This is a genomic window from Pseudomonas canadensis, assembly GCF_000503215.1.
Classification (GTDB): Bacteria; Pseudomonadota; Gammaproteobacteria; order Pseudomonadales; family Pseudomonadaceae; genus Aquipseudomonas; species Aquipseudomonas canadensis.
Genome location: NZ_AYTD01000001.1, coordinates 392,935 through 405,795, shown reverse-complemented (window position 1 = coordinate 405,795; position 12,861 = coordinate 392,935). Strand labels below are relative to the sequence as shown.

At 60.6% G+C, this 12,861-nt stretch carries 9 protein-coding genes; 2 read left to right on the top strand and 7 right to left on the bottom strand.

What is annotated here, in order from left to right; all coding sequences use genetic code 11:
- Positions 1-42 precede the first annotated feature (42 nt).
- Complete coding sequence (gene msbA / locus U367_RS0101745; protein ID WP_028615483.1) at positions 43-1,848, bottom strand: lipid A export permease/ATP-binding protein MsbA; 1,806 nt, start codon at positions 1,846-1,848, stop codon at positions 43-45.
- Between the two features lie 158 nt (positions 1,849-2,006).
- On the opposite strand from msbA, the gene U367_RS0101740 reads away from it, so the two are divergent.
- The gene (locus U367_RS0101740) at positions 2,007-3,863 is read left to right on the top strand and encodes an O-antigen ligase family protein (RefSeq protein ID WP_028615482.1); all 1,857 of its coding nucleotides are present in this window, start codon (positions 2,007-2,009) and stop codon (positions 3,861-3,863) included.
- Between the two features lie 54 nt (positions 3,864-3,917).
- Here the strand turns inward: U367_RS0101740 and U367_RS0101735 are convergent, their stop codons facing one another.
- The 6 genes from U367_RS0101735 to U367_RS0101710 all read right to left on the bottom strand — a co-directional run bounded on the left by U367_RS0101735 (position 3,918) and on the right by U367_RS0101710 (position 10,536).
- Complete coding sequence (locus U367_RS0101735; RefSeq protein ID WP_028615481.1) at positions 3,918-4,799, bottom strand: glycosyltransferase; 882 nt, start codon at positions 4,797-4,799, stop codon at positions 3,918-3,920.
- Positions 4,796-5,944, bottom strand: a complete 1,149-nt coding sequence (locus tag U367_RS0101730) for a glycosyltransferase family 4 protein (protein ID WP_028615480.1) — start codon at positions 5,942-5,944, stop codon at positions 4,796-4,798. The genes U367_RS0101735 and U367_RS0101730 overlap by 4 nt, the downstream gene beginning before the upstream one ends.
- A 59-nt stretch (positions 5,945-6,003) precedes the next feature.
- On the bottom strand, positions 6,004-7,404 hold the full coding sequence (locus U367_RS0101725; protein WP_028615479.1) for a PIG-L deacetylase family protein: 1,401 nt from the start codon (positions 7,402-7,404) through the stop codon (positions 6,004-6,006).
- The gene (locus tag U367_RS0101720; RefSeq protein ID WP_028615478.1) at positions 7,401-8,297 is read right to left on the bottom strand and encodes an antimicrobial resistance protein Mig-14; all 897 of its coding nucleotides are present in this window, start codon (positions 8,295-8,297) and stop codon (positions 7,401-7,403) included. The genes U367_RS0101725 and U367_RS0101720 overlap by 4 nt, the downstream gene beginning before the upstream one ends.
- The gene (locus U367_RS0101715; RefSeq protein WP_028615477.1) at positions 8,298-10,055 is read right to left on the bottom strand and encodes a carbamoyltransferase family protein; all 1,758 of its coding nucleotides are present in this window, start codon (positions 10,053-10,055) and stop codon (positions 8,298-8,300) included.
- A 142-nt stretch (positions 10,056-10,197) separates the two neighbouring features.
- Entirely contained in the window at positions 10,198-10,536 is a 339-nt protein-coding gene (locus U367_RS0101710; RefSeq protein WP_028615476.1) for a YceK/YidQ family lipoprotein, read from the bottom strand.
- Between the two features lie 205 nt (positions 10,537-10,741).
- Here U367_RS0101710 and U367_RS0101705 point away from each other — a divergent pair, with 205 nt between their 5' ends.
- Positions 10,742-12,826, top strand: coding sequence for a TonB-dependent receptor family protein (locus U367_RS0101705; RefSeq protein WP_028615475.1), 2,085 nt, complete (start codon positions 10,742-10,744; stop codon positions 12,824-12,826).
- Positions 12,827-12,861 lie beyond the last annotated feature (35 nt).

Sequence of the window (12,861 nt, the reverse complement as noted above, 5' to 3'; positions counted from 1 at the left end):
TTAAGCGCTCATCGCCGGCAAGCCGGCTCCTACAAGGGAGGCTCAGGTGATGTCGGCGGAAACAGGCGCATCCAGCCCCATGGCATGCAGGCGGGCGTAGTAGCCGTTCTGGGCCAACAGTTCGCCGTGAGTGCCACGCTCGACAATCCGACCGTCATCCATCACTAGGATCAGGTCAGCTTTCTCGATGGTGGACAAACGGTGCGCGATCACCAGCGTGGTGCGACCTTGCATGACCTTGTCCAGCGCCGCCTGAATGTGGCGCTCGGACTCGGTGTCGAGGGCCGAGGTGGCCTCGTCGAGAATCAGCAACGGCGCGTTCTTGAGCAGGGCACGGGCAATCGCCAGGCGCTGGCGTTGGCCGCCGGACAGCAACACGCCGTTTTCGCCGACCTGGGTGTCGAAGCCCTTGGGCAACTGGTCGATGAAGTCCTTGGCATTGGCATCCGCCGCGGCGGCTTCAACGTCCGCCCGAGGTGCACCCGCCAGGTCGCCGTAGGCGATGTTGTTGGTCACGGTGTCGCTGAACAGCGTCACGTGCTGGGTCACCTGGGCGATGTGCTTGCGCAGGTTGAGCAGCTTGTAATTTTCGATCTCGACGCCGTCCAGCAGGATCTCGCCGCTTTCATGATGATAGAAACGCGGGATCAGGCTGGCCAGGGTCGATTTGCCACTGCCCGAACGCCCTACCAGGGCGATCATCTGCCCAGGCTCGGCGGTAAAGCTGATGTCCTTGAGCACATGGCGTTCGGTGCCTGGGTAGGTGAAATTGAGGTTGCGTACGTCAAGACGACCGCTGACTTTTTCACGCTCGATCGTGCCGCGGTCAACTTCGACCTCTTCGTCCAGCTGTTCAAAAATGCTTTCGGCGCCTGCCACGCCCTTCTGAATCGTCGAGCTGACTTCCGAAAGCTGGCGAATCGGCTTGGGCAACAGGCCGGCCAAGGTGATATAGGCCACCATGTCACCCGCCGAAGCATCACCGCGAAGATAAAGGACCAGGAACATCAGCACCGCCATCGCGGTGTAGATCACCAGTTGCAGCGCCGGCGTATAGATCGCCCCGGTACGGGTCATGCGCAGTTGCTTGTCGGTGTTGCTCTGGCTGGCCTTGAGGAAACGTTTTTCCTCGTAGACTTCGCCACCAAAGCTGCGCACCACGCGATAGCCCTGGATGGTCTCCGACGCGACGTGGGTCACGTCGCCCATGGCCACCTGGATCTTCTTGCTCTGCTTGCGAAATTTCTTGCTGGCCGTGCTCACCATCACTGCAATCAACGGCAGGATGGCGATCATCACCAGCGTCAGGCGCCAGTTCATGTACAGCAGCGAGGCGAACAGGAAGATCACCGTCATGCCTTCGCGAATCACCACTTTAATAGCGTCAGTGGCCGCGCCCGTGACCATGGTCACGTTGAAGGTGATACGGGAAATCAGGTGCCCGGAGTTGTGGTTGTCGAAGTAGCGGTTTGGCAGTGTCAGCAGGTTGTTGAACAACTGCACCCGCAGGTCGTGCACCAGACCCAGGGAAACCTTGGCCAGCAGGTAGTTGCCAAGGAACGAACCGAGGCCCTGCCAGGCGGCAATCAGGATGATCAGCAACGGCACGGCCTGCAGCAATTGCAGGTCCCGCAGGAATGGCACGCTGGGGAACAGCACGGCTTCAGGATTGGAAAGGCCGTCGACGAAGTACTTGAGGATGTACCCCAGCATTGGCTGGGTCGACGCGAAAATCAGAAATCCGACGATGCTCAGCGCGAACAAGCCGGCGTAGGGCTTAACGTAACTGAGCAGGCGGAAGTATATTTTCAAGCTCGAAGGGCTTGCGCTCGGACTGGAGTCGGTCATATCACGCGGCGTTTTGAAAAAGGAGGCTGACTTTAGCACAGCTTCTCTGTTGTACTTGCACCCTGCATGACCCACAGCCTGGTCGGACCCGACCAGCGACATTACATAGCCACTACTTTAAGATGGTTGGCTTTCTCAAAATGGAATGGCTTTACTGTATGCACTCCAAGCGCCTGATCTATGGCTCAAATCGCGTTTTCGACTTCCTGGTCCTGTGGATTTTGCCCATTGGCTTGTTGTTATTGCTGAGTTCGCTGTTCTTCGTATCCAACCGCAACGTGCTGCATCGAATCGTCTACATCCTGTTCAGCGTACCGACCCTGTTCATGTTGTGCATGCGCCCCCGGGAGCTGAAAGCGTTACTGCGCGAGCCCCTGGCGCTCGCATTCCTGGTCTTCTCCGTCTGGGCCCTGACCAGCCTGCTGTGGAGCCCCGAGCCCACCGCCGACACCGACCTGTTCAAGCGCCCGCTCAATACCTTCATGCTGTTTGGCGGCTGCGGGCTGCTGCTGCACTACCGCAACGAACTGTTCAAGCCGATCTTCTTCAGTGCAGCTGTAATTGCACTGGTGGTGAGCCTGTGCAACCTGGTGGCGTTCGTCAAAGGCTTCGAACCGGGCATGCGCATGATCGGTGGACGTGGCGCCCTCGACAACCCGCTGCTGAGTTCTCATCTATTCGGTTTCTTCAGCGTCTACTGGCTCTATGTCTGCATGACCACCCAGCGCCTGAAAGTCCTGTGGTTCAGCGCCCCGGCCCTGGCCGTCATGCTCGCTGCGGTTCTGGCCACAGGCTCGCGCACTCCGCTGGTAGCCCTGACACTGACCATCCTGTGGATGACCTTCGTCAGCCGCAACCGCCGCTCAGCCTGGCTGATCGCAGGCATGATCCTAGGCGCCGCAGGGCTTCTGCTGCTCTACCCCGAGGTGATCACCAATCGCGGCAGCTCGTTCCGCTTCGAATTGTGGGGCATGTCACTGCAGCGCATTGCTGAACATCCATGGATCGGCCACAGCTATGACTCCGAACTGTACCTGACCCTGGCCGACGGCAACGAGCTGCGCGAGCCGCACAGTTTTGCCCTGGGCGTGCTGTATTACGTTGGGATCATCGGTTTTATCCCATGGATCTTCATGCTCGGCTGGGGCCTGTACAAAGGCCTCAAGGAACGGGCACAACCCCTGTTTATCCTGGCCTCGTCGCTGCTTGCCTATGGCATCGGCGCCGGCTTGACCGAAGGCGGTGGCATTCTGTCACGGCCCAAGGAGCACTGGTTCCTGCTGTGGATCCCACTGGCCATCATCACCGGCCTGAGCATCGCCCAGCGCCGCCGCAGCCTGCTGAGCATACCGGTGCAAAACCTGCAGCCTGAAGACTTCGAGCGACTGTGCGCCGATGCCCACGTGATCGAAGCCGACGGCCTGGGCCCGAAGGTCCTGCGCCTGGCCGACGGTCGTTTCCTCAAAGTGTTCCGCCCGCGCCGGTGGTATACCTCAGGCAGCTTCAACCCTTACTCCGAACGGTTTGCCAGCAACGCCGAGCAATTGCGCTCCCTGGGTATCCCCACGCCGCAGATTCTCGGTGTCTATCGACTGCGCGACGCCAGCAGTGCCGTCAGCTACACGCCACTGCCCGGCCTGACCCTGCGCCAGGCCCTGCAAAGCCTGGACAACAGCCTGCGTGAATCGCTGATCGAACGCTTTGGCCAGTTCATGGCCCAGTTGCATGAGCGCGGCGTGTACTTCCGCTCGCTGCACTTGGGCAACGTGCTGTTGATGGAAGACGGTGAGTTCGGCCTGATCGATATCGCCGACCTGCGCATCTACCCGTCACCGCTGCGCAACGCGTTGCGCCAGCGCAACCTTCGCCATATGCAGCGCTATCCGCAGGACCGCGCCTGGCTGTTCGAAACTCACTTCGAACAGTTGGCCAAAGGTTATGCGTCGGTCGCCAGCCCAGGCGCCACAGCGAAAATCCGCGAGCACGTACTGGCGTTGGCCAGCACCGCCGCCTGATAAAAAAGGCGACTATCACTGCTGATAGTCGCCTTTTTCATTTCACCTACCGCCTCACTTCCTCAGAGGCGCCAGATACAACCGCACCAAGCCACGCAAGGTCTTGCGCCCCCAGAACTTCAGCGGGATCTGCTTGAGGATTTCCCGCGCCAATGGTCGGTCACGGTCGGCTGTCTTGAGGAACATCGAGTTCAGGAAGTTGTAGCGCACCGCGTCATAAGCCGGGTGTTCGCTGAACTGGGCATACGTCTTGAGAATATTCTGGATCATGTAGCGGTGGTTCTTGTAGGTGTTGCTTGCGTGCTGCCGATACTGCGCCATTACCACGCCCAGGGCATCGATCGTGTAGCCGGCAGCAGTGATCTTCAGCTGGATCAGCAGGTCTTCCAGGGGAATCAGCGGGTCGAAGCCGCCGACCTCCTCCAGCACTTCGCGGCGGATCAGCATGGTTGGTGCTGGCGGGAAAGGCTTGCGATCCATGAACATATCGTCGAAGTCGAGACTGCGAAACGGTACGTCGCGGCGCTGTTTTTTCTCCGGGTGCAGGTTGCCATCACCGTCGATCAGCTCGATATTGCCGGCGCACATGCCCACCTTTGGTTTGTCTGCCATATACGCCACCTGGATGGCGATACGGTCCGGCAGCATGATGTCATCCGAGCCGAACGGAGCGATCAGGCTGCCCTTGGCGCGGGCGATGGCACCGTTGAGCGTGGCGGTCAGCCCCTGGTTCTGCTGCACCTGGAAATCAAAGCCGTGCTCGGCCTGCAGGCGTTGGATGCGCTCGACGCTGTCATCCTTGGAGCCGTCATCCACCACCAGCAGTTCGATATTCGGGTACGTCTGGCCGAGCACGCTGAGGATGCTCTCTTCGATATACCGGCCGTGGTTATAGGACGCGATAATCACCGAGACCAGGGGTTGTTGCGCGGTCATGCTCTACCTACTTCTTTCAAACCGGTTTCGATGAGGTTCAGGTACTTCTGCTGGAATTCAGCCAGTGCGTGGTTTTCTTCCAGGTAACGGAACACCTGTTCACCCTTGGCGCGCAATTGCTCATCGCTCATGGCCAGGTAAGTGTCCAGGGCAGTAGTCAGTTGCTCGACATTGCCAGGCTCGTGGGACAAACCGCCCGCCCCTTCAACCAGCGGCAGCATGGCCGGGCCGTTGGAGGCAATCACCGGCAAGCGTCCGCTCATGCCTTCCAGTAGCGCCAGGCCCAGGCCTTCAAGCAAGGAAGGCATGGTCCAGATATCGAAGGCACGCACATACTTGAGGCCATCCTCGCGAAAGCCCAGCAGATGGGCACGGCCGGTGAGCCCCAGGCGCTCTATGTCCCCACGCAAATCCGCCTCGGCACGGCCGGAACCGATGATGCCGACCTGGGCGTTGGGGTATTTGTCCTTGAGGCGCGCGAACGCCTGCAAAAGATGCGTATGGCCCTTGATCGGCACCAGGCGTCCCAATGCGCCGATGATCCGCGCGTCGAGCGGCAGCCCGAGCGCCTGGCGCGCCTGCTCGCATGGCAACTGTAAAGCTTCGGCCTGCGGAATATCGATGGCGTTGGTGACGAAGGTGGTGTTCTCGTGGGTAAAGCCGCAGTTGAGGCCGACCAGGTAATCCCTGACCGCCGCCGACACCCCGACAAAACGCCAGGCCGGGCTGACCAAACGACGCGTCTGGCGCCGGCGATAGGCACGCTCGTACTCGCCGAAACCGTGGGAGATACCAATGCACAATGGAATCTTCAACCAGCGGTTGAGCGACAGCATCATGTTCACCGATTTGAAGCGATTACAGATGACCACGTCGAACTTCTGCTCGCGGCAGTACTTGTAGATCTCCCACATGGCGCCCAGGCGAATGCCCTTGAGCGCTTTTTCGGGAAACTCGAAATATTTGGAGTGATCCGCCACGCTCAACGGCTGTCCCGGCTGCGGTCGCCCACTGAGGAAGGCCGACGTCACCTCAAACCGCTCGGTCGGCAACGCCTTGACGATCTGCTCGCCAAGATCGGCGAAATCATTGAGTTTGACGTTGTAGTCAGGCTGCAATTGCAAAACCTTGAAACGAGGCTTCATATCACTCCATGAGGCAATCGGGCGGCTACACGCGGGCAGCCCGACGAAAAAATTCAATTTCAGTCCTGCTTCAGCACCCAAAGCAGCTCGTGACGGCGCACGGCCTTGCGAAAAAATTCATTCTCGCCGTAAGGCGATGGACCACGACGCGCAAGCCATTGCTGCAACAAGCGACGCACCCGACGCTTGAACGGTGCCCGGGGCTGCAGGTCATGCATCATGCCCAGCGCCATGGCCTTGTCCTGCTGCTGGCTCAGGCTCAGCACGCGGCAATAGGGCTCAAGTACCTGAGCGGCATCGAACTGCGGCGGCAAAGCAATGCCGGCGCCTGAATCACCCATGGGCCAACGGTCGTTATCATGCAGATGATTGGCGTAGCCAAGCAATGTGGTCGGTTGCCACTCAAGGCCCTGCAAGGCTTGCACTACGGCGGTGTGCGCGCAGATATGGTCAGGGTGCGGGTCGAGCACCGGTGTCGGCAACACAATCACCTCGGGGCGCGCCTTGAGCAGCACCGCGCGCAGGTCGGCAATCAGGTTGTTCCAGGTCGGCGCACCGTCTACATCGCCCGGCAACGCCAAGGCATTGAACTGACGGAACAGCCGCGTATCGTCCAACTGCGCTTCGCGCGATGCCTGGGGCTGATCGGGGGCGTCACGCATGGCCGGCAGTTGCAGACAGAAGTACCCCAGTTGCACGCAGTGCGCCTCGGGCACACCGGCCCAACGCGGTACGGCAATGCTGTCCCAGGCGCGCAGGCGCCCTTTGATCCGCGCCGCTTCAGCCTTGGCCATGCCCATCTGTTGATAGTGCTCGGCCTCGATTTCACCCGCGGTCAGGGTCACGATCCAGCTTTCATCCGCCTGACCGTACAGGCCGAAGGCAGCTAACTCGGCATCGTCGGCATGGGGCGCGATCACCATCACGCGCTGTCGGGCAGCGTCGGGCTGGCGAAATACCCACAAGACAGGCTGGCCGATCACGCGGCAAAAACGACCGCGCAGGCGCAGTTCACCGCCGGCCAATGCCGCCGCCGAGCCAGTGAGGTTCAGGTAACGCTTGCCGGCCACGCCGCGCTCGAATGCCTGGCGATCGTCCAGAAACTCAACCACAGGATCAAATAAACGCCCCCACAGGTTGCTCTTGAGCTGTACTTCGACGATCAGCGTTTCATCGCCAGCCAGCTCAAGCGGCCTATCGGCCAGCAACCTGCTGCCTTCCAGACGCAACCCGACCTGTTGGCCACTCGGCGCAAAACGGTACTGGTAGTCATCCTTGGGCGAATAAAACAGGTGGTCAGCAAACCAGGCTTCGTGGGCCACCCACAACACGACCGCCAGGATCAGCGGCAGCCACCAGGCCACCAGCACACCGGCCGCGATCAACAGCAGCAGCCCGATCAGCAGCGCAATGCGTTTATTGCGCCGGTGGCGCTTGAGCAGTTGCTGTTTGCGACTCATACGCTGAACACCGGCACCGGGTTGCACCAGCGCTCCTTGTACTCACGGTCGGCACGCCCGAAGGAAAAGCGCAGCGGTTTTTCCACGGCACGCGCCTGCTCCCAGGCGCTTTGCGTGTTGAGGAAGCTCAACACGCTACCGGGGCTGAACGCGCGGGTTTCAGGGTCGACCCCGCCGTTGACGTACTCAATGCTGGTCCACTCGGGCGCCTCGACGCGATACACCAGTTGCACAGCAATTGGCGCATCGTTGAGAAACAGCACCGAGCCGATCAGGAACTCCTTGAGCAGCGCAAGCACCTCGGCCAGGCGCTCGGCGCCCGTGGCCGCAAAGCCCCAGCGGCGCTGGAACAGATCGCAATAGATCGCCGCCAGTTCCGTGCTCGAAAACTCGCTCACCGCCCGCACCACGCCTCCCGCCTCTTCCAGCAGACGCAGTTCGCGGCGCTGGTTGTAGCGAAACTTCTTCGACAAGTCTTCGGGGGTACGCGCCATGGCCAATTGCTCGGCCTGGGGCTTGAGGGTGCTGATACGCCCCTCGTTCAGCGCTGAGAGGTAGCGCCCGCGATGGCGCACCGGCAACTGCGCATCGGTCGCGATCGGCAGGATGATCTCGGCATTGCCCAGGTCAAACAGGCCTTTCTTGCCGCTGCGTTTGAGCACGTCCTTGGACAGGGCCAGGTCGCGGCCCCAGGTGGCAATCGCCCCCTTGAGTTCGCCGTCCTGTTCCCAGCCCAGGTAGCGCACAGGAATCTGCGCCAGGCCCGCCAACCGCTCGACAATCTGCGGATGGGTCGCCACGCTGCCGCCAAACCGCTGCCAGGCCTGGGCGTAAACCTCGGCCTCGACTGGCGCCCAGCCACGCTCACGCCAACCCTGGAAGCGGTTCAGCATTTAGACCACGGCGTCATAAGGGTCCACGCCGTCTTTGACGACCAGGATGTCTTCCATGATCAGGTATTGCAGGTCGGAGCCGAAGAACATGTCCAGCGCGTCTTTCGGCGAGCAGATCATCGCTTCGCCACGACGGTTGAGCGAGGTGTTCAGCGACACACCGTTACCGGTCAGCACTTCCAGCTCTTTCATCATGTCGTAGTAGCGCGGGTTGTACTCGCGCTTGAGCACCTGGGCGCGGGAGGTGCCATCTTCATGGACCACTTCCGGCACTCGGGTCTTCCACTCTTCCGCCACTTCAAAGGTGAAGGTCATGAACGGCGCCGGATGGTCGACCTTGATCATCTGTGGGGCGACAGTGTCGAGCATCGACGGGCAGAAAGGCCTCCAGCGCTCGCGGAACTTGATCTGGTGGTTGATGCGGTCAGCCACGCCGGTGGCGCTCGGACAACCGATGATCGAACGACCGCCCAAGGCGCGCGGGCCAAACTCCATGCGGCCTTGGAACCAGGCCACCGGGTTGCCGTCGACCATGATCTTGGCGATGCGCTGCGGCATGTTGTCGATCTTGCGCCACACGGGCTTGCTTTCGTGCTTGGCGCACGCCGCAATCACCTCTTCGTTGCTGTAGGACGGGCCGAGGTAGACGTGCTCCATCTTCTCGACCGGTACACCACGGGCGTGGGACACGTAGGCCGCTGCACCGACAGCCGTGCCGGCATCGCCGGACGCTGGTTGCACGAACAGCTCCTTCACGTCGTCGCGGGCAATGATCTTCTGGTTCAGCTTGACGTTCAACGCGCAGCCGCCAGCAAAGGCCAGCTTGCCGGTGTCTTTCAGGATGTCGCCCAGGTAGTGGTCGATCATCTGCAGCGCCAGCTTCTCGAACAGCGCTTGCATGCTGGCGGCGTAGTGGATGTACGGCTCGTCGGCGATATCGCCTTCGCGCTTCGGACCCAGCCACTCGATCAGTTTTGGCGAGAAGTAGAACCCCTTGCCTTTTTCTTTGTAGCGGCGCAGGCCGATGACGTTGGCGTATTCGGTATTGATCACCAACTCGCCGTTTTCAAAGGAGGCCAGGCGCGAGAAGTCGTATTTGCTGGCGTCGCCGTACGGCGCCATGCCCATGACCTTGAACTCGCCGTCGAGCATCTCGAAACCGAGGAACTCAGTGATCGCGCCGTACAGGCCGCCGAGGGAGTCCGGGTCAAAGAATTCCTTGATCTTGTGGATCTTGCCGTTTTCGCCGTAGCCGAAGAACGTGGTGGCGTACTCACCTTTACCGTCGATGCCGAGGATCGCGGTTTTCTCCTGGAAGCCGGAGCAGTGGTAGGCGCTGGAGGCGTGTGCCAGGTGGTGTTCAACCGGCTCGATCTTGATTTTCTTTGGATCGAAGCCCAGCTGCTCCAGGCACCAGACGATCTTGTTGCGATAGCGCTTGTAGCGACGGTTGCCCATCAGGATCGCGTCAAGGGCGCGGTCCGGGGCGTACCAGTAACGCTTGGCGTAGTGCCAGCGCGCCTCGCCGAACAGACTGATCGGGGCGAACGGAATCGCCACCACGTCAACGTCGGAAGGCTTGATGCCGGCCTGTTCCAGGCAGAACTTCGCCGATTCGTAGGGCATGCGGTTCTTTGCATGTTTGTCGCGTACGAAGCGCTCTTCTTCGGCGGCCGCGATCAGCTTGCCGTCGATGTACAAGGCTGCGGAAGGATCATGGCTAAGGGCGCCGGACAGGCCAAGAATCGTCAATGCCACAGGGGTCTAGCCTCTTTTAGTCTGCATGCAGGCGGGTTGCGCCTGAAAAAAGTGTGCCTCCTGCCCGGGCAGGAAACAGCTAAAGGGCGGGATTATAGCTTAAAAGCGAAGGGAAGCTGTTAGCGGCAAGCGTCAAGAGGGATCAGCGGAAGATCTCGATGCTGCCGTCCTGACTCTGGCGGTAAATGGTGTAGGGCAAGAAAAATGTATCCAAGACAGCGGATACGGGCACATCGAGAAAAGGCCATGGAACATCGTTCAAGGAGACCCAACTTCCAGAGTTCGGCGGCGCATGCAGCACGCACAAGTCATAAGCCACTCCGCTGTAAACGCGCGGAACCGACTGGCAATAGGTTTTTTTCGCTTGGAGCGACTGGACTGTAGCACTGTCTTCACGCAGCACCGTGGTCATGGTGCCGCAACCGGCCACCATCAAAGACACACCCAGCAATGCCAATAACCCTGCAACGTTAGACATCATAAATCTCTCCAATCTGTAGAGGGACCAAAAACCTACCACCGCACCCAGCTATTTACAGTCACCCGACAACGTAACGTTGCGTAGGAAACGTCCCATATGCCTGACGTGTCAGAAATTCGGTAAACGAGGGAGGCAGCCGTTAAACTCGCGTTTTTTTTGCGCCTACGCTCCTTACCACGCGTCGCGCCACTGATCCGGCCTCTCCATGAACACAATCGCCTCCACTCGCCTTGCCCTATTACTGCTGGGCCTGAGCACTCCTGCGCTGGCCGATGATGCCCCGTTGATCCTCGACCCCAGCGTGGTCACCGGCTCACGCAGCGCCAGCCCGACCTTCGACCTGCCCTACTCGGTCGACGGCATCAGCCGTGAGCAGATCAGCGACGGCCAATTGGGCATCAATGCCTCCGAGGCGCTGGCCCGCGTGCCGGGTCTGGTGGTGCAGAACCGCCAGAACTACGCCCAAGACCTACAGATTTCTTCCCGCGGCTTCGGCGCCCGCTCCGCCTTCGGTGTGCGCGGCCTCAAGCTGATCGCCGACGGCATTCCCGCCAGCACGCCGGATGGCCAGGGCCAGGCAGCCACGTTCAACCTCGACACCGCTGAACGCATCGAAGTGCTGCGCGGCCCTGCAGCCACCTTGTATGGCAGCAATGCTGGCGGCGTGATCCAGATGTTCTCCCGCGACGGCGAAGGCCCGCCGCGCATTGGCGCCGAAACCCTGGTGGGCAGCGACGGATTGAACAAGAACCACCTGACCGCCGAGGGCGCAGCGAATGGCGCAGGCTTCGTGCTCGACGCCTCGCGCATGGACACCAACGGCTACCGCGACCACAGCAGCGCACGCCGTGACCAGACCTTTGCCAAGTTGAACTTCCAGCCGGATGACGACAGCAAACTGGCACTGATCTACAGCAGCCTGGAGCAAAACGGCACGCGGGATCCGTTGGGGCAGACCTGGGCGGCGTACAAGGCCGATCCGCGCTCGGTAAGCACCAATGCACTGACGTACAACACGCGAAAAAGCATCGACCACCAGCAATTGGGGATGAATTACGAACGTTACATCGGTGATGCGACGTTGCAGGTAAATGCGTATACAGGGCGGCGGAGTGTGATTCAGTACCTGTCGATTCCCAAAGGCACCCCGGCCAACGAACGCGGCGGCGGCGTGGTGCAATTCGACCGCAAGTTCTACGGCGGCAGCGTGCGCTGGATGCAGCCCATCGAAAGTGCACCGGGCGAGCTGATGATCATCACCGGCCTGGACTTTGACCAGAGCGAGGACAGTCGCCACGGTTACCAGAACTACAGTGGCAACACCCTCGGCGTGAAAGGCCAACTACGCCGTGATGAAATCGACACCGCCCGCAGCCTCGACCCCTATATCCAGGCCAACTGGGCCCTCGACCGCTGGACTCTGCAAGCCGGGGTCCGCCACAGCACCATGGAGCTGGACGTCGACGACCAATTCCTCAGCAACGGCGATTCCAGCGGTAACAAGACCTATCAAAAAAACACGCCGTCGATGAGCGTGATGTATGCGTTCACACCGCAGCTGCACGGTTATGTCAGTGCCGGCAAAGGCTTCGAAACACCGACCCAGGCGGAATTGGCCTACGCACCGGGCAGCATCGAGGGCTTCAACTTCGGTCTCAAGCCTTCCGAAAGCACCCAGTACGAGGTGGGCTTGAAGGCCCAGCTCAACAACACACGCATCAACGCGGCGATCTTCCAGATAACCACCGAGGATGAACTGGTGGTCTATCAATCCCTGGGCGGTCGCACCAGCTACCAGAATGCCGGTCGCACCCTGCGTCGCGGCTTCGAACTGGGCGTCGAAAGCCAACTCAGCGAACAGTGGACCGCCAACCTCGCCTACACCCGCCTGCAAGCCACCTACGACAGCGACTTCGTCAGCGGCGGCAGCACTGCCGTCGACAAGGGCAACTACCTGCCCGGCGTGCCGCAAACCACGCTGTTCGCCGAACTCAACTGGAAGCCCCGCGACTGGGTCAGCACCGCCATCGAAGGCCTGTACCGCAGCAAGGTCTATGTCGAAGACACCAACAGCCAGCGTGCCGCGCCGGCCTACAGCGTCTTCAACTGGCGCGCACGTTTTGAGCAGAAGGTCGAACACTGGACCTTCCACCAGACCCTGCGCCTGGACAACTTGCTCGACCGCCAGTACGTCGGCTCGGTGATCGTCGGCGATGGCAACAACCGTTACTACGAAGCCGCTCCTGGCCGCTCGTGGTACGCCGGTGCTGGTGCCGAGTACCAATTCTAAAACCACCTCAAGGCTCATGTGGGAGCTGGCTTGCC

Coding starts and splice junctions, on each gene's coding strand:
- msbA (WP_028615483.1), bottom strand. CDS start 1,848: ATGACCGACTCCAGTCCGAGCGCAAGCCCTTCGAGCTTGAAAATATAC.
- U367_RS0101740 (WP_028615482.1), top strand. CDS start 2,007: ATGCACTCCAAGCGCCTGATCTATGGCTCAAATCGCGTTTTCGACTTC.
- U367_RS0101735 (WP_028615481.1), bottom strand. CDS start 4,799: ATGACCGCGCAACAACCCCTGGTCTCGGTGATTATCGCGTCCTATAAC.
- U367_RS0101730 (WP_028615480.1), bottom strand. CDS start 5,944: ATGAAGCCTCGTTTCAAGGTTTTGCAATTGCAGCCTGACTACAACGTC.
- U367_RS0101725 (WP_028615479.1), bottom strand. CDS start 7,404: ATGAGTCGCAAACAGCAACTGCTCAAGCGCCACCGGCGCAATAAACGC.
- U367_RS0101720 (WP_028615478.1), bottom strand. CDS start 8,297: ATGCTGAACCGCTTCCAGGGTTGGCGTGAGCGTGGCTGGGCGCCAGTC.
- U367_RS0101710 (WP_028615476.1), bottom strand. CDS start 10,536: ATGATGTCTAACGTTGCAGGGTTATTGGCATTGCTGGGTGTGTCTTTG.
- U367_RS0101705 (WP_028615475.1), top strand. CDS start 10,742: ATGAACACAATCGCCTCCACTCGCCTTGCCCTATTACTGCTGGGCCTG.